At 67.2% G+C, this 19,427-nt stretch carries 19 protein-coding genes; 9 read left to right on the forward strand and 10 right to left on the reverse strand.

Going from position 1 to position 19,427, the window contains the following annotated elements; genetic code table 11:
* Positions 1-11 precede the first annotated feature (11 nt).
* From PQB87_RS07750 to PQB87_RS07760, 3 genes are read right to left on the reverse strand one after another with little or no spacing between them, the layout of a single operon-like run.
* Positions 12-215 carry a DUF1656 domain-containing protein gene (locus tag PQB87_RS07750; protein WP_011351756.1) on the reverse strand — a complete coding sequence of 68 codons (204 nt, stop codon included), beginning with the start codon at positions 213-215 and terminating at the stop codon, positions 12-14.
* Complete coding sequence (locus tag PQB87_RS07755; protein ID WP_153488195.1) at positions 212-2,413, reverse strand: FUSC family protein; 2,202 nt, start codon at positions 2,411-2,413, stop codon at positions 212-214. Before PQB87_RS07755 ends, PQB87_RS07750 begins: the two co-directional genes overlap by 4 nt.
* Positions 2,414-2,427: 14 nt before the next feature.
* Positions 2,428-4,026 (reverse strand): efflux transporter outer membrane subunit, encoded by a 1,599-nt coding sequence (locus PQB87_RS07760; protein ID WP_301861882.1) that lies wholly within the window; start codon positions 4,024-4,026, stop codon positions 2,428-2,430.
* Between the two features lie 157 nt (positions 4,027-4,183).
* Here PQB87_RS07760 and PQB87_RS07765 point away from each other — a divergent pair, with 157 nt between their 5' ends.
* Positions 4,184-5,125, forward strand: coding sequence for a LysR family transcriptional regulator (locus tag PQB87_RS07765; protein ID WP_027787721.1), 942 nt, complete (start codon positions 4,184-4,186; stop codon positions 5,123-5,125).
* Positions 5,126-5,242: 117 nt separating this feature from the next.
* The gene (locus tag PQB87_RS07770) at positions 5,243-5,395 is read left to right on the forward strand and encodes a hypothetical protein (RefSeq protein ID WP_006476208.1); all 153 of its coding nucleotides are present in this window, start codon (positions 5,243-5,245) and stop codon (positions 5,393-5,395) included.
* A 70-nt stretch (positions 5,396-5,465) separates the two neighbouring features.
* Here the strand turns inward: PQB87_RS07770 and PQB87_RS07775 are convergent, their stop codons facing one another.
* From PQB87_RS07775 to wrbA, 4 genes are read right to left on the reverse strand one after another with little or no spacing between them, the layout of a single operon-like run.
* Positions 5,466-6,296 carry a metallophosphoesterase gene (locus tag PQB87_RS07775; RefSeq protein ID WP_153488196.1) on the reverse strand — a complete coding sequence of 277 codons (831 nt, stop codon included), beginning with the start codon at positions 6,294-6,296 and terminating at the stop codon, positions 5,466-5,468.
* A gap of 25 nt (positions 6,297-6,321) precedes the next feature.
* The gene (locus PQB87_RS07780) at positions 6,322-7,743 is read right to left on the reverse strand and encodes an FAD-binding oxidoreductase (protein WP_027787719.1); all 1,422 of its coding nucleotides are present in this window, start codon (positions 7,741-7,743) and stop codon (positions 6,322-6,324) included.
* An 18-nt stretch (positions 7,744-7,761) separates the two neighbouring features.
* On the reverse strand, positions 7,762-8,154 hold the full coding sequence (locus PQB87_RS07785; RefSeq protein ID WP_059687300.1) for a DUF2069 domain-containing protein: 393 nt from the start codon (positions 8,152-8,154) through the stop codon (positions 7,762-7,764).
* A complete protein-coding gene (wrbA, locus tag PQB87_RS07790) occupies positions 8,151-8,771 on the reverse strand; it encodes an NAD(P)H:quinone oxidoreductase (protein ID WP_060061218.1) in 621 nt (206 codons plus the stop codon). The genes PQB87_RS07785 and wrbA overlap by 4 nt, the downstream gene beginning before the upstream one ends.
* Positions 8,772-8,916: 145 nt before the next feature.
* Here wrbA and PQB87_RS07795 point away from each other — a divergent pair, with 145 nt between their 5' ends.
* Positions 8,917-10,248 carry a YihY family inner membrane protein gene (locus tag PQB87_RS07795; protein WP_113045810.1) on the forward strand — a complete coding sequence of 444 codons (1,332 nt, stop codon included), beginning with the start codon at positions 8,917-8,919 and terminating at the stop codon, positions 10,246-10,248.
* Between the two features lie 16 nt (positions 10,249-10,264).
* Here the strand turns inward: PQB87_RS07795 and PQB87_RS07800 are convergent, their stop codons facing one another.
* Positions 10,265-10,582, reverse strand: a complete 318-nt coding sequence (locus PQB87_RS07800; RefSeq protein WP_021160807.1) for an Mpo1-like protein — start codon at positions 10,580-10,582, stop codon at positions 10,265-10,267.
* Between the two features lie 159 nt (positions 10,583-10,741).
* Here PQB87_RS07800 and PQB87_RS07805 point away from each other — a divergent pair, with 159 nt between their 5' ends.
* From PQB87_RS07805 to aroC, 3 genes are all read left to right on the forward strand, one after another.
* A complete protein-coding gene (locus tag PQB87_RS07805; RefSeq protein WP_006755543.1) occupies positions 10,742-11,197 on the forward strand; it encodes a CBS domain-containing protein in 456 nt (151 codons plus the stop codon).
* 139 nt (positions 11,198-11,336) lie between these two features.
* Positions 11,337-13,271: an MFS transporter gene (locus tag PQB87_RS07810; RefSeq protein ID WP_489242786.1), complete on the forward strand. Its 1,935-nt coding sequence runs from the start codon at positions 11,337-11,339 to the stop codon at positions 13,269-13,271.
* A 239-nt stretch (positions 13,272-13,510) separates the two neighbouring features.
* Positions 13,511-14,611: a chorismate synthase gene (gene aroC / locus PQB87_RS07815; protein WP_059687303.1), complete on the forward strand. Its 1,101-nt coding sequence runs from the start codon at positions 13,511-13,513 to the stop codon at positions 14,609-14,611.
* 129 nt (positions 14,612-14,740) lie between these two features.
* On the opposite strand, the gene PQB87_RS07820 is transcribed toward aroC, so the two are convergent.
* Complete coding sequence (locus PQB87_RS07820) at positions 14,741-16,414, reverse strand: electron transfer flavoprotein-ubiquinone oxidoreductase (RefSeq protein ID WP_060151308.1); 1,674 nt, start codon at positions 16,412-16,414, stop codon at positions 14,741-14,743.
* 178 nt (positions 16,415-16,592) lie between these two features.
* Between PQB87_RS07820 and PQB87_RS07825 the strand changes: the two genes are divergently transcribed.
* Together PQB87_RS07825 and PQB87_RS07830 are read left to right on the forward strand one after the other, a co-directional pair.
* A complete protein-coding gene (locus PQB87_RS07825) occupies positions 16,593-17,375 on the forward strand; it encodes an SDR family oxidoreductase (protein ID WP_011351770.1) in 783 nt (260 codons plus the stop codon).
* Between the two features lie 32 nt (positions 17,376-17,407).
* The gene (locus PQB87_RS07830) at positions 17,408-17,848 is read left to right on the forward strand and encodes an acyl-CoA thioesterase (protein WP_059682819.1); all 441 of its coding nucleotides are present in this window, start codon (positions 17,408-17,410) and stop codon (positions 17,846-17,848) included.
* Between the two features lie 105 nt (positions 17,849-17,953).
* Here PQB87_RS07830 and PQB87_RS07835 read toward each other — a convergent pair whose 3' ends face one another.
* On the reverse strand, positions 17,954-18,499 hold the full coding sequence (locus PQB87_RS07835; RefSeq protein ID WP_021162430.1) for a LuxR C-terminal-related transcriptional regulator: 546 nt from the start codon (positions 18,497-18,499) through the stop codon (positions 17,954-17,956).
* A 222-nt stretch (positions 18,500-18,721) separates the two neighbouring features.
* Between PQB87_RS07835 and PQB87_RS07840 the strand changes: the two genes are divergently transcribed.
* Positions 18,722-19,426, forward strand: a complete 705-nt coding sequence (locus PQB87_RS07840) for a CoA transferase subunit A (protein WP_021162428.1) — start codon at positions 18,722-18,724, stop codon at positions 19,424-19,426.
* Position 19,427: the final 1 nt, after the last annotated feature.

Consider the following 19,427-nt stretch of genomic DNA (forward strand, 5'->3'; position numbering starts at 1 on the left):
ATGGTTCGGAATCAACGGTAAACGGCAAGACTCAGTCCGCCGCAAATGCAGACGAGGAGGCAGGCCCGGAACAGCGACGGGTGCCAGACGAGACGGTAGAGGCCCGTATAGGCGAGCAGGCGGTCGACGGCCCAGGTCGCGAGCGCGCCGAGGACGAACATCAGCACCACCGTGGGCATGTAGGCATCGAGAATGGCGATTTCACGCGGCATCATGACGAGGCTCCTGGTTGGGGGCGCACGAGGCGGTTGCGGTTGAGCGCGGCGAGCGGCGATTCGGGATCGAGCAGTGCCGTGCGCACGAAATGCAGATGGCTCAGGATGCGCTGCAGCCGGTGACGTTCCTCGCGTGTCGGCGTGAACGCGTCGAGCGTCTGCCGGGTCGCATCGATCGCATCGTTCACCGCGGCGAGCGTTGCATCGAAACGTTCGGCGTCCGGCCGCGCGAACAGCGACGACAGCCCGGCGCGCATCGTCTCGATCGCGCGGCGCCACGGCGTCGTCGGCGCATAGCGCGGGTCGGACGGCAGCGTTGCCAGCTCGTGGCGCAGGTCGATGGCCGCATTCCCGGTTTCGAGCACCGCGAACATCCAGCGCAGCGCGTCGCGCTGCACGTCGGGCTGGTCGGCCGACAGCGTGTGCGCCTGGTACATCAGGTCGCGCGCGCCGCTCTCGAAGCGCGTGCGCAGTCCGTCGAGCCGCGCGTGGCAGGCCGCGACGGCCTGGTGACGCAGGTCGGCGAACAGGCGTTTCTTGAGCCACGGCGCGGTCGGCGGGAACAGCACGGCGAACGCGATCGCCGAGACGAGCATCGACAACAGGAGCGCGAGCGCGTCGTTCATGAAGCTCGTCGGATCGTAGTGCGTGATGCTGTCGGGGCCGGCGAGGAAGCAGAAGAAGATCAGATAGCCCGCGCCGTAGCCCGCGAGCTTCGGCTTCAGCGTCATGTAGATGCCGATCGCGAGCAACGGCGCGAGCGCCGCGCACAGCAGGACGAAGCCGTCGATCCGCGGGTAGATGCCGAACGTCAGCAGGAAGCCGGTGCAAACGGCCAGCGCCGTGCCCATCCCCATCTGCGCGGCCATCGCGGTCGGGCGCGGCGCCGACGACGCGAGCGCGCAGGTCGCCGCGGCGTTCAGCACCAGCATCACGCCGCTCGGCCACGCGGTCTCGATCCAGAACCAGCCGAGCGCGAGAATCACCGTCGCGGTGCGGATCCCCGCGATCGTGGCGGCCGTTTTGTTGGTGCGCGGCTCGTAGCGTTCGATCCAGCGTTCGCGCTCGTGCGTCGCGGTCGCGAGCGACGCATAGGTCGCCGCGTATTCCTGCAGGTCGGTGATGAAGCGGTACAGCAGTTCGGCGGCGGTATCGAAGTCGAGCAGCGGGAAGTCGGGCTGCGTTTCGAGTTCCGCGCGCGTCGCGCGGATACGGCGCGGCAGCGCGTCGCGCCACGCGAGCAGTTGCTCGGCCGAGTGCGCGGCGTCGATCGACGTGCGCACGGGTTCGCCATCGCGCGTGAGCAGCGGCGCGATCTCGCGGAAATACGGCTCGATCGCGTCGATCGCCGCCTGCGCACCGGCCGCGTGCAGCCGGTTCATCAGCTGGTGCAGCGCGTGAAAGCGGCTCGACGCGCTCATGAACTCGCTGTTCAGCCGCGCGAGGCGGCCGCTGCGCATGCGCGTGTCCGGATCCTCGAACACGGCCATGCTGCGCGCGGCCTCGAAGCCGACCACGTCGGCGACGAAACGCGTATGGATGGTCTCGATGTGCGCGCGGTCGAGCTGGCCCGACAGCGCCGATGCGACGTAGTCGACGAAGCTGCCGAAGCGCTTGCGCACCGTCGTGCGCATCTGCTCGCCCGTATACCGCGGAAACACGAGCGCACTGACGACGCCGGCCGACACGATCCCGATGATGACTTCGGAGACCCGCGTCATCGCGCTCATGAATGCGCCATCCGGGTGTTGCGACGCGGGCAGGCCGATCAGCGCGGTCGTATAACCGGCGAGCAGGAAGCCGTAACTGCGGAAGTTGCGGTTGCGCGCGGCGCCGGCGGTGCACAGCGCGATCCACAGGGCGATCGCCAGCAGGAACAGCTGCGGCTGCTGCGGGAACAGCCCGACGAACGTGAGCGTCGCGATGAGCCCGAAAATCGTGCCGGCGACCCGGTAGAAGCTTTTCGCGAGCACGGCGCCGCTTTGCGGCTGCATCACGATGAAGACGGTCGTCATTGCCGTTTTCGGCGCCGGCAGGTCGAGCCGCATCGACACACCGAGCGCGATGAAGGCCGCGAGCAGCGCCTTGAACAGGTAGAGCCACGCGGCGCCGTCGGTGCGGGCCCAGTCGCCGAACGCGGCATACCAAGCCGCGAACGGACCGCCGGCGGTCGGGGAGAGGGGGGAGGAGGCTGACATGGCGTCGCTCCGGGTTACCGTGCGGCCGGCACGCCGGACGCACCGGCGGCCGCGATCTGCGCGGGCCGGGCGGCGGCTGCCACGGGTTTCGCACCCGACGCGGCGGCCGGCGCGGCTGCGCCCGCGGCGGATTCGCCATGCGCCGGATGGCTGCCCGCCGGAGGCACGTCCGTGCCCGTCTCGACGCCGCCGCCGAGCGCGGCCATCAACTGAGCGTGCGCGGCGAGGCGTTCCGCATCGATGCGGGCGGCCGTTTCCTGCGCGCGCAACAATTGCTGCTGCGCGACCAGCACGTTGACGTAGTCGGTCAGCCCGCGGCGGAAACCTTCGCGCGACAGCTGGTAGCTGCGGTCGTTGGCGGCCACCGAGCGCGCGGCGTCCTTCTTCTGCGTATCGAGCGAACGGATCCGCACGACCTGGTCGGCGATGTCCTTGAGCGCGCCGACGATCGTCTGGTTGTATTGCTCGACCGCCTGGTCGTAGCCGGCATTCGCCGCGCCGAGCTGCGCGCGCAGCCGGCCGCCTTCGAAGATCGGCAGCGACAGCGCGGGGCCGGCCGTCCAGCCGCCGTTCATCGCGCGCAGGAAGTCGGTGAACGGCGCGGTCACGCCGAAGCCGCCGACCGTCGCGAGCAGGTCGATGTTCGGATAGAACGAAGCCTTCGCGACGTCGATGCCGCGCGCCTGCGCGTCGACCGTCCAGCGTGCCGCGACGACGTCGGGGCGGCGGCCGAGCAGGTCGGCCGGCATCGCCGACGGCAAGCCGGCCGGTGCGTCGAGCGACAGCCGAGGCCGCTCGATCGCATCGCCGGCGCCCGGGCCCTTGCCGGCCAGTGCGGCGAGCTGGTGCCGCGCGAGCTGGATCGCTTCCTCGTAGCTGTCGATCTGGCGCTCATAGTCGGGCAGCGTCGATTCCGCCTGGCTCACCTCGAGCTGCGTGCCGAGGCCAGCCTGCAGCCGCTTGCGCGCGAGATCGGCGAGCGAGCGCTGGCGTTCGAACGTTTCGTGCGCGAGGTCGAGCAGCGCGTAGTTCATCGACATGCCGACATACGCGCGCACGACGTTGACTTCGAGTTCGAGCTTCGCCGCGCGTGCGTCGGCGGCGGTCGCGTGCGCGGTGTCGAGCGCGCGCTCGGTCGCGTTCTTGTCCTTGCCCCACAGGTCGAGGTGGTAGGACAGGCCGAGCGTGCCGGTGTTGTTCCAGGTATCGGTGTTCGCGAGCGGGCCGGGGCCGTAATAGACGTTGTCCGGCCAGTGCTGGCGCATCAGCGAGAGGTTGCCGTTGATTTGCGGCAACTCGGCCGAGCGGGCCACGCGCGCCATCGCCTGCGCTTCGCGCACGCGGGCCTCGGCGGCCGCGAGCGTCGGGTTGCCGGCCTGCGCGGCAGCAATCCACGTGTCGAGCTGCGGATCGCGGTAGGCGCGCCACCAGTCGGCCGCGGGCCAGCCTGCGTCACGGTCGGCCGCGCGGATGGCCGCGCCGGCATCGAGCGCGTTCGCTTCGATGCGGGCCGACTGCGGCTTGTTGTCGCCCATGCTCGCGCACCCGGCCATTATTAATGAGACTGCAAGAACCGCCAGTGCGAGCGTCCCTTTTGTCGCCGGAGACTGCACGATTTTCTCCCTTTCGGATATAGATGAGTCGGATGCGATTATATTTTTCAGCGATTCCTGAATATATGGACAAGGGTGCAAGTCATTTTTACGAATCCTGAGACAATACTTGTTCGCCTCTGTGCAACAATCCGTCCGGATTCAAACGGGTAATGGGATGGATACGTTACAAAACATGCGGGTATTCGTCCGCGTGGTCGACGCGGGAAGCTTTACCGCGGCCGCCCAGCAGATGAATTCGACCACTGCCTACGCGTCGCGCGCGGTCTCGGATCTCGAGGCGCACCTGCGCACGCGCCTTCTGAACCGCACGACGCGCCGGATCGCACTGACCGAAGCCGGCGAGCGCTACCTGCAGCGCTGCGAGCAGATCCTCGCGTATGTCGACCAGGCCGAAGCCGAGGCGGGCGACGCGCATGCGCGCCCGTCGGGCAAGCTGAAGGTGCATTGCTTCACGAGCCTCGGCCAGCACTACCTGGTGCCGGCCATCGCGCGCTATCGCGAGCGTTACCCGGACGTGCACGTCGAGCTGACGCTCGCGCAGCGGATGCCCGACCTGCTCGACGAGGGCTACGACGTCGCGATCGTCGTCGGCCGCGACCTGCCGGATTCGGGGCTCGTGTCGCAGCGGCTCGGCGAGAGCTACAGCGTGGTGTGCGCGTCGCGCGGCTACGTCGAGGCGAACGGCGTGCCGCAGCGGCCCGCGGATCTCGCGCAGCACGTATGCCTCGGGATGGTCGCGCCGGGCTTTCAGTTCGACGAATGGGCGCTCGCGGGGCCGAACGGCGACGAAGTCGTCCCGATCACGGCGCCGCCGTTTCGCGTGAACGTCGCCGAGGCGCTCGCCGTGGCCGTGCGCGAAGGGATGGGGATCGGCGGCCTGCCGCTCTATTCGGCGATCGGCTGGTTGCGCAGCGGGCACATCGTGCGCGTGATGCCCGAATACCGGTCGCACGTGATGAACATCTACGCGCTGTATCCGTCGCGTCAGTACCTCGACGCGAAAATCCGTACCTGGGTCGATTTCCTGCGCGACGAGCTGCCCGCCACGCTGGCAGCCGACGAAGCCGCGCTCGAACAGTACACGCGTGCGACATGACCGCGCGGTTGGCCGCGATCTGACGAGATTTGTCCTTCACGCAACATTTTTTTACGAACGCGTGTCAGACAGTTTGATACTGTGGGAATTAACGAGATACGCAACCCCGGAGTAGCGATGGATACGCACCTGATGATCGGCCTTGGAGTCCTGCTGGGCGCGGCCGCGGCCGCTGCGGCGACCCGCGACCTGCTGCGCGCGATGAAGGCGAAGGCGCAGATGAAGCCGGTGCCGGTACGGGTGCGCGAGCCGCGCCGCCCCGGTCGCTGATCCGCGGTCACGCTCCGGGTCGAAAAGGTCGCGCAAAAAGGCCGCGCAATGCGGCCAGGCGGGCCGGCGTTCAGCCGAGCTCGACGACCTTGTCCCACGTGAACGCGCTGTTTTCCCGTTCGCCGGTGCGCCGGTGGATGTAGCCGCGCGGATTGCATACCACGCGTGTGCCACCGTCCGCCACATAGTCGAATGACGTATGCGTGTGGCCGTGGAGCCACAGATCCACCGGCGGCTGCACGAGTTCCGCCATGTCCGTAACGAATCCCGCCGACGCAAGATCGTCCGCATAGCGCTGCGCCAGCGAGCGCCGATGCGGCGCATGGTGGGTAACGACGATCGTCCGGCCCGCGAACGGCGCCGCGAGCTGCGTTTCCAGCCATGCGCGGCTGCGTCGATGCAGCGCGATCGCGTCGGCCGGCGAGAAATCCCGTTCCGGCGTGCCCGGCGCCGCATGCAGCGCCGCGTCGTGCGGCCAGGTCACCTGGATCAAGCCCTTGAAATCGAGCATCACGCGCAGCCCGGCGTCGATTGCACCCGCGAGGCTGGCTTCGTCGGTACCGAACAGCGAAAAATCGGCCCAGAGCGTCGTGCCGAGCACGCGGAACCGCTGCCCCGGATCGACGTAGACGTCGTTGTTCAGGTAATGCACGTTGTCGAGCGCCTGCGCCGCATCGCGCATCGCCGTCTCCAGCGCGCCGAATTCCCCGTCGTAGTACTCGTGGTTACCTGGCACGTAGATCACCGGTACCGCAGGATCGAACGTTTCGGCCGCCCAGCGCAGGCCTTCCGCATGATTGTGGATGTCGCCGGCCAGCACGACGAGATCCGCGTCGGCATGCGCGATCGCGTCGGGCTGGTTGCTTTCGAGGTGCAGGTCGGACAGGACGCGGATTTTCACGGGCGGGGCTCCGGAGTGGACGGCTTCAGCGCAGGACCTTGCCGGGATTCATCAGGCCGCGCGGGTCGAGCGCGGTCTTCAGCGTGCGCATCAGCGTCGTTTCGACCGGGGACTTGTAGCGCTGCGCGTCGTCGATCTTCAGCTGGCCGATCCCGTGCTCCGCGCTGATCGTGCCGTGGTGGCGGTGCACGTTGTCGTAGACGATCCGGTTGATCGGCGCCTGGAACGCGGCGAGGAACGCCTTCGGATCGCCGCCTTCCGGCATCTGCACGTTGTAGTGGAGGTTGCCGTCGCCGAGGTGGCCGAACGTGACCATCCGCGCGCCCGGCGCGGCCTGCTGGATCGCCGCGTCGGTTTCGTCGATGAAGCGCGCGATCGACGAAATCGGCACCGCGATGTCGTGCTTGATGTTGAGCCCTTCGTCGGCCTGTGCGAGCGGGATGTGCTCGCGCAGGTCCCAGAACGCGCGCGATTGCGCGAGATTCTCCGCGACCACCGCGTCGACCACGAGCCCGGCCTCGAACGCTTCCTCCATCAGTTTCTCGAACAGCGCGCGCGCATGCGCTTCGCTTTCGTTGTCGGACAGTTCGAGCAGCACCGTTTGCGCGTGCGTCTGCGCGAACGGGTAGCGCAGTTGCGGGTAGTGCTTGCCGACCAGCTGCATGCAGAAATCCGACATCAGCTCGAAGCCGGTCAGGAGCGGCCCGGCCGCGCGCTGCGCGAGCGCGAGGAAATCGAGCGCCGCGTGCGGCGATTCGAGCGCGGCGAGTGCAGTGACCTGCGCGGCCGGCAGCGGATGCAGCTTCATCACGGCCGCCGTGATGATCCCGAGCGTGCCTTCCGCGCCGATGAACAGGTCGCGCAGGTCGTAGCCCGTGTTGTCCTTGCGCAGTCCGCGCAGGCCGTCCCAGATCTCGCCCTGCGGCGTCACCACCTCGAGCCCGAGGCACAGCTCGCGCGCGTTCCCGTAGCGCAGCACCGCGGTGCCGCCGGCATTGGTCGACAGGTTGCCGCCGATCGTGCAGCTGCCTTCCGCCGCGAGGCTCAGCGCGAACAGCCGGCCGCCTTCGCGGGCACGTGCCTGAACGTCGGCGAGAATCACGCCGGCTTCGACGGTGATCGTGTTGTTGTGCGGATCGAGCGCGCGCACGCGGTTCAGGCGCGCGACGCTCAGCACGGCCTGGCTGCCGCTCGCGTCGGGCGTGGCGCCGCCGGCAAGGCCGGTGTTGCCGCCTTGCGGCACGAGTGCGATGCCGTGTGCGTTGGCCAGCTTGACGAGCGCGGCGACCTCGGCCGTGTTCGCGGGTTTCAGCACCGCGCACGCGGCACCCTTGTAGCGGCGGCGCCAGTCGGTCAGGAACGGTTCGGTATCGTGCGGGTCGGTCAGCACATGATCGGCGCCGATCGCATCGCGGCACGCGGAAACGAAAGCTTCGGAGGACATCATCACCTTGTCGCGTAAGGGTCAGGACGCGGCGCGCGACTTTTTCGCCGCGCGCTTGAACGGCGCGACGTATGCCAGCGCCGTCACGAAGAAACCGACGGCGAGCGCGGTTTCGCACCAGCCGAGCGTCGCGGACAGCCCGCGATCGGACATGCCGCGCACGACGCCTTCGGCGAAATAGACGAGGATCAGCATGCTCGCCCACTGCATCGTATAGATGTTACGCCGCCAGACGCCGGGCAGCGCGAGCGCAAGCGGTATGGCCTTGAGCATCAGCGCGGAGCCGCCCGGGCGCAGCGGTGCGAGCCACAGCTCCCACGCGAGCGACAGCGCGATCAGCGCGACGAGGCATGCGGCGGCAATCAGCGCGTAGCGCGGCCGGGCAGTGACGGCGGGACGGGCGGGGGCGTTCATGCGGCCTCGGCGGCCTGGGCGCTGGAGAGGGCGGCCGCCGCGCGCGCGAGTCGCACGCCGAGCGCGGCCGCGAGCGTCTTTTCGTCCGCCGACAGCCCGCCGGCGGCCGAGCGGTCGTGCTGCGCGACGTGAGAGGCGCCGTACGGCGTGCCGCCAGTACGCGTCGTGCTGAGTGCGGATTCCGTGTACGGGATCCCGACGATCATCATGCCGTGATGAAGCAGCGGCAGCATCATCGACAGCAACGTCGATTCCTGGCCGCCGTGCAGGCTGCCCGTCGACGTGAACACGCATGCCGGCTTGCCGGTCAGCGCACCCGACAACCATTGCGGCGTGGTGCCGTCGAGGAAATACTTGAGCGACGCGGCCATGTTGCCGAAGCGGGTCGGCGAGCCGAGCGCGAGGCCCGCGCATTCCTCGAGATCGCGCAGTTCCGCGTACGGCGGGCCGTCGGCGGGGATGTCGGGGGCGGTGGCTTCGCAGACGGTCGACACGGGCGGCACGGTGCGGATGCGGGCCTGCATGCCCGGCACGCTGTCGATGCCGTTCGCGATCGCGAGCGCGAGATCGCGCGTGGCGCCGTGACGGCTGTAATAGAGAACGAGGATGTCTTTCATGGGCGACGGAACCGCGTGCGGCCGCGCGCGTGCCCGGTGCAGTCGGCCCCTGCTGGAATCGAGCGGCTATTATAGGGGCTGAAGCCGTCGCGCAGCGCGGCGGCGGCGCGCCACCGGGCGCGCGGTATCACGAAGGAGAAGCCGTTTGCCGAAGTTGAGCGTCGATCTCGACACCCTCAAGCGCCTGGCGCAGTTCGCGGCCCGGCGCAGCGCCGAGGATCGCATCCCGCAAGTGGCGGGCAGCCTGACGTTCACGACGATGCTGGCCCTCGTGCCGCTCGTGACGGTCGCGTTCGCGCTGTTCACCGCGTTCCCGATGTTCGCGTCGTTCCAGATCTCGCTGCAGGGATTCCTCGCGGATCACCTGATGCCCGCGCAGTTCAACGTCCAGATATTCAAGTACCTGAACCAGTTCGCGTCGAAGGCCAAGGGGCTGACGACGGCCGGCCTGATCGTGCTCGTCGTCACATCGGTGATGACGATGATGACGATCGAGTCGGCGTTCAACCTGATCTGGCGGGTACGCAAGCCGCGACCGTTCGCGCAGCGCGTGCTCGCGTACTGGGCGCTGATCACGCTGGGTCCACTGTTGTTCGGTGTGAGCCTGTCGATCTCGTCGTACCTGTTCACGCAGTCGCTCGCGTTTACCGGCGCCGGGTCGTCCACGTCGATCGTCGAATGGCTGCTGGCGCTCGTGTCGCTGCCGCTGGCGGTGCTCGCGTTCACGCTGCTGTACGTGTACCTGCCGAACTGCACGGTCGCGTGGCGCGATGCGGTGATCGGCGGGCTGTTCGCGGCAATTGCGTTCGAGCTCGCGAAGCGCGGTTTCGGCTACTACGTGCGGCGCATTCCGACCTATACGGCCGTATACGGTGCGTTCGCGGCGTTGCCCGTGTTCCTGTTATGGGTGTACCTGAGCTGGTTCATCGCGCTGCTCGGCGCGATGGTGGCCTCCGCGTTGCCGGCGATCCGCGTCGGCCAGTTCCACCGCATCCACTATCCGGGCAGCGACCTGCTCGACGCACTGGAAATGCTCGCGCGGCTGGCCGAAGCGCGCACGGCCGGCAAGCGCGGCTACACGGCGATGCGGCTCGCGACCATGCTGCGCTGCGACATGGAAACCGCGCAGCGCCTGCTGACGACGATGGAGGAGCGGGAATGGATCGCGCGGCTGGACGGCGGCGGCGAGACCACGCCGCGCTACATCCTGCTCGCGAACCCGGAGCAGCTGACGCTCGCGCAGTTGTTCGACGTGCTGGTGATCGACCGCACGGAGCTGACCTACCAGTTGCAGCGACGCCGCAGCCATGTCGATGGCGCGGCGCTGCTCGCGGTGCTGTCGAGCGATCGCTTCGACGTGTCGCTCGCGTCGCTGATCGCCGCGCACCGGCCGGCCGGCGCACAAGCGGCGGGTGTCCCGGGGCCGGCGCCGGGCGGCGTGTCCGACCCGCACGCGCGGCCGCCGCGGCCCGCGTGAGCGGGGTGCCTGGCCGTTACAGCGGGATCTTGCCGGTGCAGATGTCCTTGAACATCACCCAGTCGCCCATCAGGCTGTAGATCGGGTGCCGGAACGTGGCCGGGCGGTTCTTCTCGAAGAAGAAGTGTCCGACCCACGCGAACCCGTAGCCGCAGACGATCGCCGCCGGCAGCCACAGCCAGTCGCCGGTCGCGATCGCCATCGCGACGCAGCCGATCACGCCGAGCGAGCCGACGAAGTGCAGCCGCCGCGACGTCAGGTTCTGGTGTTCGTTCAGGTAATACGGGTAGAAATCAGCGAAGCTGGCGAATTGCTCCGTATGCGTATGCGCCATGGCCGTCTCCTCGGGCCGCTGTTCATGGGGCCATTGTGCTGCCGGCGGCCTGCTTCCGCAAGCGGGGCGGCGGCCCGCCGCACGGGCCCGCGCTTTCCTTTTGACAGGCTTTCCGATAGGATCGAAAGAGGTTTTGCATTCAAGCATGAGGGGACTACGATGCGCGTCAGCGATATTCTGAAAGTAAAGGGCAACACGCTGTTTACGGTGACGCCCGACAAGCCGCTGCGCGAAGCGGTCGACACGATGGCCGAGCACGACATCGGCTCGCTCGTCGTGATGGAGTACGGCGATCTCGTCGGGATGCTGACGTTCCGCGAGATCATCCTGCGCCTGCACGTGAACGGCGGTGCGATTGGCGACGTGCAGGTGCGCAAGGTGATGGACGAGCCGCTCACGTGCACGCCGGAAACGGACGTCAACGAAGTGCGCCGGATGATGCTCGAGCGCCATGCGCGCTATATGCCGGTGCTCGACAAGAAGGTGCTGATGGGCGTCATTTCGTTCTACGACGTCGCGAAGACGGTCGTCGAGGCGCAGAGCTTCGAGAACCGTATGCTGAAGGCGTACATCCGCGACTGGCCGGAATCGGAAGCCGAAGCGCACAAGTCGTGAACCACGCCGCGCCCGTCGCCGTCATGCGCGGGCGCCGCCACCCGGCACGCGGCGGCGCAGGCTTGTCCTGCGCCGCCGTTTTTTCAATGACCATACAAGGCCCGCGCAGCGTCGCCCAGACGGCGCGCGCGTATTCCGCATGAGCGATCAAACGCAAGCCACTTCCAGGCGGAGCGACGAACGGCACGCGCACGCGTCGCAGTTCGACCTGCTGCGCGAGCGCCGTTTCGCGCCGTTCTTCACGACCCAGTTCCTCGGTGCGCTGAACGACAACGTCTTCAAGATCGGCTTCACGTCGCTCGTCACCTATCACACCGCGCGGTTCGCCGGTGTCGATGCGAAGACGGCGGCCTTCCTGATTTCCGCGATCTTCATCCTGCCGTTCGTGCTGTTCTCGGCGACGTCCGGCCAGATCGCCGACAAGTACGACAAGGCGACCCTCACGCGTTTCGTGAAGACCTTCGAGATCGTGCTGATGCTGGTCGGCGCGGCGGGCTTCGTCATGCACAGCGCGCCGCTGCTGTATCTGTGCACGTTCATGATGGGGATGCACTCGACGCTGTTCGGGCCCGTCAAGTATTCGTACCTGCCGCAGCATCTCGGCGAGCATGAGCTGGTCGGCGGCAACGGCCTCGTCGAGATGGGCACGTTCATCGCGATCCTGATCGGCACGATCATCGGCGGCGCGGCCGCGGGCATCGAAGGTGCCGGCGAGCGCGTGCTCGCGGTGAGCGTGCTCGTCATCGCGATCGCGGGGCGCCTCGTCGCGCAGCGTGTGCCTTCCACGCCGGCGCCGCAGCCCGATCTCGTGATCAACTGGAATCCGGTCAGCGAGACCTGGCGCAACCTCGGGCTCGCACGCCAGAACCGCACCGTGTTCCTGAGCCTGCTCGGCATCTCGTGGCTGTGGTTCGTCGGCGCGACGTTCCTCACGTCGTTCTTCAATTTCGCGAAGGACGTGCTGTCGGCGAGCCCTGACGTCGTCACGGTCCTGCTCGCGACGTTCTCGGTCGGTATCGGCCTCGGTTCGCTGCTGTGCGAACGGCTGTCGCAGCGGCGCGTCGAGATCGGCCTCGTGCCGCTCGGCTCGATCGGCATCAGCGTGTTCGCGATCGAGCTGTATTTCGCGAGCCGCGCGCTGCCGTCGCTCGGCCATCTGCTGTCGGTCGGCGAATTCCTGGCCGGCGCGCGCCACTGGCGCATCCTGGCGGACCTGTTCCTGCTCGCGATGTTCGGCGGCTTCTACAGCGTGCCGCTGTACGCGCTGATCCAGAGCCGCAGCGCGCCGACGCACCGCGCGCGGATCATCGCCGCGAACAACATCCTGAACGCGCTGTTCATGATCCTGTCGGCCGTGATGGCGATGGGGCTGACCAAGGCCGGCGTCGACATCCCGGGGCTGTTCCTCGTCACCGCGCTGTTGAACGTGATCGTCGCGGCCTATATCTATCTGCTCGTGCCGGAGTTCCTGCTCCGCTTCGTCGCGTGGGTGCTCGTCCACACGTTCTACCGGATTCGTCTCGTGCACGCGGAGAGGATTCCGGCGGAAGGCGCGGCCGTGCTCGTGTGCAACCACGTCAGCTACGTCGATGCGCTCGTGCTGGCCGCCGCGAGCCCGCGCCCGATCCGTTTCGTGATGGATCACCGGATCTTCAAGACGCGCTTCGCGAACTGGGTATTCCGGCATGCGAAGGCGATCCCGATCGCGCCGCGCCACGAGGATCCCGCGATGCTCGCGCGCGCGTACGACGCATGTGAGGCCGCGCTGAAGGACGGCGAACTCGTGTGCATCTTCCCCGAGGGCAAGCTGACCAAGACGGGCGACATCAACACGTTCCACCACGGCATCACGGAAATCCTGGGCCGCACGCCGGCACCCGTGATTCCGATGGCGCTGCGCGGGCTGTGGGGCAGCTATTTTTCGCGGCATTCCGATGCGCGGATGCCGCGACCCATCAAGCGCGGCGTGATGAGCCGGCTGACGCTGGCGGTCGGCGAGCCGGTCCCGGCGTCGGTCGCGACGCCCGAGTCGTTGCAGGCCGCGGTAACCGAACTGCGCGGCGCGCGGAAGTAGGCGGGCGCCCATCCGGATGCGTTCGGCTGCAACCGGGCCGGACGGGCTTGCGCCGCACAGGCCGGCCCGCGCGCGCACGTTCCGCGCGTCCGGGCTGCCTTTCATGCGGCCCGCGGCCCGCGGGCGCGGGACGGCTGGCATAATAGCGGCTTACCACTTTTCTCGACCGGCAAACGATCGATCTGCCCGCGGCCCGGGCAGCGCATCGGTTTGCCCATTTCTCTTTGGGCGGTTCCATCATGTCCGGCAATACCCTCGGCACGCTTTTCACTGTCACGACCTTCGGCGAATCGCACGGTCCCGCGATCGGTTGCGTGATCGACGGCTGCCCGCCGGGAATGGGGCTGACCGAAGCCGACATCCAGGTCGAACTCGATCGCCGCAAGCCGGGCACGTCGCGTCACGTGACGCAACGGCAGGAGGCTGACCAGGTCGAGATCCTGTCGGGCGTGTTCGAAGGCTTGACGACCGGTACGCCGATCGCACTGCTGATCCGCAACACCGACCAGCGCAGCAAGGACTACGGCAACATCGTCGAGACGTTCCGTCCCGGCCACGCCGACTACACCTACTGGCAGAAATACGGCATCCGCGACTACCGCGGCGGCGGCCGTTCGTCCGCGCGCCTGACCGCGCCGATCGTCGGCGCGGGTGCGGTCGCGAAGAAGTGGCTGCGCGAGCGCTTCGGCGTCGAGGTGCGCGGCTACATGAGCGGCCTTGGCGAAATCGACGTGCCGTTCGTCGACTGGTCGCACGTGCACGAGAATCCGTTCTTCTCGCCGAATGCGGCGGTCGTGCCGGAGCTCGAGGCGTACATGGATGCGCTGCGCAAGGATGGCGATTCGATCGGCGCGCGTATCGACGTCGTCGCGTCGGGCGTGCCGGTCGGCTGGGGCGAGCCGGTGTTCGACCGTCTCGATGCGGACATCGCGAAGGCGATGATGAGCATCAACGCGGTGAAGGGCGTCGAGATCGGTGCGGGTTTCGACAGCGTCGCGCAGCGCGGCTCGATGCACGGCGACGAGCTGACGCCGGGCGGTTTCGTCGGCAACCATGCGGGCGGCGTGCTCGGCGGGATTTCGACGGGGCAGGACATCACCGTGTCGATCGCGATCAAGCCGACGTCGAGCATCCGCACGCCGCGCCGTTCGATCACGAAGGCGGGCGACGAGGCGACGGTGGAAACGTTCGGCCGCCACGATCCGTGCGTCGGCATCCGTGCGACGCCGATCGCCGAGTCGATGCTCGCACTGGTGCTGATCGATCACGCGCTGCGCCATCGCGCGCAGTGCGGGGACGTCGAGACGTCGACGCCGAAGATCGCCGGTAGCGCGACCTGACACAAGCGGGCGGGGCGCGGCACGCCTCGCGAATGGGAATGCAAAACGGGGCGCTGCTTCAGGCAGCGCCCCGTTTCGTTTGTGGCGACCAGCAAAAACGCGCCGCTCGCGGCGGCGCGTCGTGGCGGATTACATGTTCGGGTAATTCGGCCCGCCGCCGCCTTCCGGCGTGACCCACACGATGTTCTGCGTCGGGTCCTTGATGTCGCAGGTCTTGCAGTGCACGCAGTTCTGCGCGTTGATCACGAGGCGATCGCTGCCGTCGTCGTTCTTCACGAACTCGTACACCGCCGCCGGGCAGAAGCGGCCCTCCGGCCCTGCATACGTGCGCAGGTTCACGTTCACCGGCACGTTTGCATCCTTCAGCGTCAGGTGCGCCGGCTGGTTCTCTTCATGGTTCGTGTTCGAGATGAACACCGACGACAGCCGGTCGAACGTCAGCTTGCCGTCCGGCTTCGGGTATTCGATCGGCTCGCACTGCGACGCCGGCTTCAGCATCTCGTGGTCCGCGTGCTTGTGATGCAGCGTCCACGGCACGTTGCCGCCCATCACCTTCTGCTCGAGCCCGACCATCAGCGTACCGAGGTACAGGCCCTTGGCCATCCACTGCTTGAAGTTGCGCGCGCGGTACAGCTCCGTGTACAGCCACGATTGCTTGAACGCATCCGGGTACGCGTTGAGCTCGTCCGACTGACGGCCCGCCTGCACCGCGTCGAACGCGGCGTCGGCGGCCAGCATGCCGGTCTTGATTGCTGCGTGGCTGCCCTTGATCCGCGACGCGTTCAGGAAACCCGCGTCGTCGCCGATCAGCGCGCCGCCCGGGAACACCGTCTTCGGCAGCGACAGCAGCCCGCCCGCCGTAATCGCGCGCGCGCCGTACGACACGCGCTTGCCGCCTTCCAGGAACGCGCGGATCGACGGATGCGTCTTGTAGCGCTGGAATTCCTCGAACGGCGACAGGTACGGGTTCGTGTAGCCGAGGCCCACCACGAAGCCGACCACCACCTGATTGTTGTCCATGTGGTACAGGAACGAGCCGCCGTAGGTGTCCGACTTCAGCGGCCAGCCCGCCGTGTGGATCACGAGGCCCGGCTTGTGCTTCGCGGGATCGATTTCCCACAGCTCCTTGATGCCGATCCCGTAAGCCTGCGGATCGGCGTTCGCGTCGAGCTTGAACTTCGCGATCAGCTGGCGGCCGAGGTGGCCGCGGCAGCCTTCGGCGAACAGCGTGTACTTTGCGTGCAGTTCCATGCCGAGCTGGAAGTTCTCGGTCGGCTCGCCGTCCTTGCCCACGCCCATGTTGCCGGTGGCGACGCCTTTGACCGAGCCGTCGTCGTTGTAGAGAATCTCCGCAGCGGGGAAGCCCGGGAAGATCTCGACGCCCAGCGCCTCGGCCTGCTGGCCCAGCCAGCGGGTCACGTTGCCCAGCGAAATCACGTAGTTGCCGTGGTTCTGGAAGTTGGCGGGCAGCGCCCAGTTCGGCGTGGTGACCGCGCTTTTCTCGGACAGGAACAGGAAGCGGTCTTCCGTCACCTCGACGTCGAGCGGCGCGCCGCGTTCCTTCCAGTCGGGGAACAGTTCGGTGATCGCGCGCGGGTCCATCACCGCGCCCGACAGGATGTGCGCGCCGATCTCGGAACCCTTCTCGAGCACGCACACGCCGATCTCGGTGCCTTTCTCGGCGGCCAGCTGCTTGAGCCGGATCGCCGCCGACAGCCCGGCGGGGCCGCCGCCGACGATCACGACGTCGTATTCCATCGATTCGCGCGGGCCGTATTGCTCGATGAGGCTTGCGGGGGTCATTGGCGTTCCTCTAACCGTTAGAATGCTTTTATTCGGGAGCGTATTGTCTGCGAAACGAAACGCTTGCCGCAACAGCATGCGGCTAGATTAGCACGATCGTTCTATTTTTGTGCTAGGGTAATGCCGCTCGGGCCGTGCTGCCCGTAGCGGCGAAACGACATCGAAAGGGGATGTGCAAATGGGTCGTTCGATCAATCTGGAAGGCAAGGTTGCGCTGGTCACGGGGGCGTCGAGCGGCCTGGGGCAGCGTTTTGCGCAGGTGCTGTCGCAGGCCGGTGCAAAGGTCGTGCTCGCGAGTCGTCGCGTCGAGCGCCTGAAGGAGTTGCGTGCCGAGATCGAGGCGGCGGGCGGCGCTGCGCACGTCGTGTCGCTCGACGTCACCGACGTCCAGAGCATCAAGGCGGCGGTCGCGCATGCGGAAACGGAGGCCGGCACGATCGACATCCTCGTGAACAATTCGGGTGTCTCGACGATGCAGAAGCTCGTCGACGTGACGCCGGCCGATTTCGAGTTCGTGTTCGATACCAACACGCGCGGCGCGTTTTTCGTCGCGCAGGAAGTCGCGAAACGGATGATCATGCGCGCGAACGGCAGCGGCAACGGCAAGCCGCCGTGCCGGATCATCAACATCGCATCGGTAGCCGGCCTGCGCGTGTTCCCGCAGATCGGGCTGTACGCGATGAGCAAGGCCGCGGTCGTGCAGATGACGCGCGCGATGGCGCTCGAGTGGGGGCGCCACGGGATCAACGTCAACGCGATCTGTCCGGGTTATATCGATACCGAAATCAATCATTACCTGTGGGAAACCGAGCAGGGCCAGAAGCTGCAGTCGATGCTGCCGCGCCGGCGCGTCGGCAAGCCGCAGGATCTCGACGGGCTGTTGTTGCTGCTCGCGGCCGACGAGTCGCAGTTCATCAATGGCTCGATTATCTCCGCCGACGACGGCTTCGGCCTCGCCTGAGCGGATGACATTCAGCAACAAAGAAGGCCGCAATGAGCGCAACAAGCGATTACTCCCCCGTATTTGAGATGTCGATGCCGATCCGCTGGGGCGACATGGACGCGTTCGGCCATGTGAACAACACGGTCTATTTCCGCTACATGGAGCAGGCGCGGATCTCGTGGTTCGAGGAGCTCGGCATCGCCGGCGGCAATGGCGAGGGGCAGGGGCCCGTCATCGTCACGGCGTCGATGGAATTCCTCAAGCAACTGCACTATCCGGGCGACGTGATCGCGAGGATGTCGGCCGCGAAACCCGGCCGGAGCAGCTTCGACACCGGTTTCGAGCTTACGCGCGCGGATGATCCGCAGCACGTCTATGCGCGCGGCAAGGCGCGCTGCGTGTGGGTCGACTACGCGCTCGGCAAGTCGGTACCGCTGCCCCAGTTGCTGCGCGACACGATCGAGCGCGCGCTCGCGACGAAGGTCGGCTGAGCGTCGGCACGGCGAGGCCGGCGCCCGGGCGTCGGCGGCACGCCATGCCTGCTGTTTCACGAATCGGCCGCCATGCGCGGCCGATTGTCATCCGGGAGCCGCCATTCACTGCCCGAGCAGGCGCTGCAGCAGCTCCGGCGTATTGTTGGTGCCGTACTTGCGCATCAGCCGCGCGCGGTAGATGTCGACCGTGCGCGAGCTGATGTCGAGCACGCGCCCGATCTGCTTGCTGGTCTTGCCGGTCGCGAGCTGGGCGGCGATCTCGCGCTCGCGCGGGGTCAGTTCGACGGCGACCCGGCGCGTCGCGCTCAAATCCTCGAAGGTCCAGACGCCTGCCGCGAGCGGTGCGGTGCGGTCGAGCGCGCGGCCGGTGACGTGGCACCAGAACAGCTCGCCGTCCGCGCGTTTCATGATTCTGTCATCCGAGTAGATGCCGTTCGCGGCCATCACGCGCGCGATACGTTCGCCGATTCGCTGGAATTCGTCCGTCGACGGGTAGAGCACCTCGTACGATTTCCCGATCAGGTCGGCCCGCACGCAGCGGAAGATCGACGCGAGCGCGTCGTTGCAATCCTCGATCACGCGGTCGCGCGACAGGACGAGGCCGAGCGGCGCGAGGTGGAAGGCGGTCTGGTAATCGAGAGCGGGCATGGCGCAGGCAAGCGGAGGCAAACGCTTATGTATTTTTGCGTATTGTGCCGCATCCGCGCCGCATCGTACCCTTTCAGGCATCTCGTGGCGGTTTGCCGCGGTATAAAAACAGCGCGCCTCGACGCAGGCATCGCCGTGCATGCATAGAATGATGCGGCGGGCTTGCGGGCCACGTGGCGCGTGAACCGGTTTCGCTGGTTTCCATAGAGGAAGGGACAACAGATGAACAAAGTCTATCCAAGCGCGGCTGCCGCGCTGGAAGGGATCGTCCGTGACGGACAGACCTTCGCGGTGGGCGGCTTCGGCCTGTGCGGGATTCCGGAGGCGCTGATCGCGGCGTTGCGCGATTCGGCCGTCAAGGGCATCACCTGCATCAGCAACAACGCGGGCGTCGACGGTTTCGGCCTCGGCCTGTTGCTGGAAACGCGCCAGATCAAGAAGATGATCTCGTCGTACGTCGGCGAGAACAAGGAGTTCGAGCGCCAGTACCTGGCCGGCGAACTCGAACTCGAATTCACGCCGCAAGGCACGCTCGCCGAAAAGCTGCGCGCGGGCGGCGCGGGCATCCCGGCGTTCTTCACGAACACGGGCTACGGCACCGTGATCGCGGAAGGCAAGGAAACGCGCCAGTTCGGCGATCGCCACTACGTGCTCGAACCGTCGCTGACGGCCGATGTCGCGCTCGTGAAGGCCTGGAAGGCCGACAAGTCGGGCAACCTGATCTATCGCCGCACCGCGCGCAACTTCAACCCGATGTGCGCGATGGCCGGCAAGATCACCGTCGCGGAGGTCGAGGAAATCGTCGAGAACGGCGAGCTCGATCCGGATCACATCCACACGCCGGGGATTTTCGTGCAGCGCATCGTGCTGAACGCGACGCCCGAAAAACGCATCGAACAACGCGTCGTACGCGCGAAAGGAGACTGAC

This window comes from Burkholderia sp. KL41, assembly GCF_057005415.2.

Coding starts and splice junctions, on each gene's coding strand:
- PQB87_RS07750 (WP_011351756.1), bottom strand. CDS start 215: ATGATGCCGCGTGAAATCGCCATTCTCGATGCCTACATGCCCACGGTG.
- PQB87_RS07755 (WP_153488195.1), bottom strand. CDS start 2,413: ATGTCAGCCTCCTCCCCCCTCTCCCCGACCGCCGGCGGTCCGTTCGCG.
- PQB87_RS07765 (WP_027787721.1), top strand. CDS start 4,184: ATGGATACGTTACAAAACATGCGGGTATTCGTCCGCGTGGTCGACGCG.
- PQB87_RS07770 (WP_006476208.1), top strand. CDS start 5,243: ATGGATACGCACCTGATGATCGGCCTTGGAGTCCTGCTGGGCGCGGCC.
- PQB87_RS07780 (WP_027787719.1), bottom strand. CDS start 7,743: ATGATGTCCTCCGAAGCTTTCGTTTCCGCGTGCCGCGATGCGATCGGC.
- PQB87_RS07785 (WP_059687300.1), bottom strand. CDS start 8,154: ATGAACGCCCCCGCCCGTCCCGCCGTCACTGCCCGGCCGCGCTACGCG.
- wrbA (WP_060061218.1), bottom strand. CDS start 8,771: ATGAAAGACATCCTCGTTCTCTATTACAGCCGTCACGGCGCCACGCGC.
- PQB87_RS07800 (WP_021160807.1), bottom strand. CDS start 10,582: ATGGCGCATACGCATACGGAGCAATTCGCCAGCTTCGCTGATTTCTAC.
- PQB87_RS07805 (WP_006755543.1), top strand. CDS start 10,742: ATGCGCGTCAGCGATATTCTGAAAGTAAAGGGCAACACGCTGTTTACG.
- PQB87_RS07810 (WP_489242786.1), top strand. CDS start 11,337: ATGAGCGATCAAACGCAAGCCACTTCCAGGCGGAGCGACGAACGGCAC.
- aroC (WP_059687303.1), top strand. CDS start 13,511: ATGTCCGGCAATACCCTCGGCACGCTTTTCACTGTCACGACCTTCGGC.
- PQB87_RS07820 (WP_060151308.1), bottom strand. CDS start 16,414: ATGACCCCCGCAAGCCTCATCGAGCAATACGGCCCGCGCGAATCGATG.
- PQB87_RS07825 (WP_011351770.1), top strand. CDS start 16,593: ATGGGTCGTTCGATCAATCTGGAAGGCAAGGTTGCGCTGGTCACGGGG.
- PQB87_RS07830 (WP_059682819.1), top strand. CDS start 17,408: ATGAGCGCAACAAGCGATTACTCCCCCGTATTTGAGATGTCGATGCCG.
- PQB87_RS07835 (WP_021162430.1), bottom strand. CDS start 18,499: ATGCCCGCTCTCGATTACCAGACCGCCTTCCACCTCGCGCCGCTCGGC.
- PQB87_RS07840 (WP_021162428.1), top strand. CDS start 18,722: ATGAACAAAGTCTATCCAAGCGCGGCTGCCGCGCTGGAAGGGATCGTC.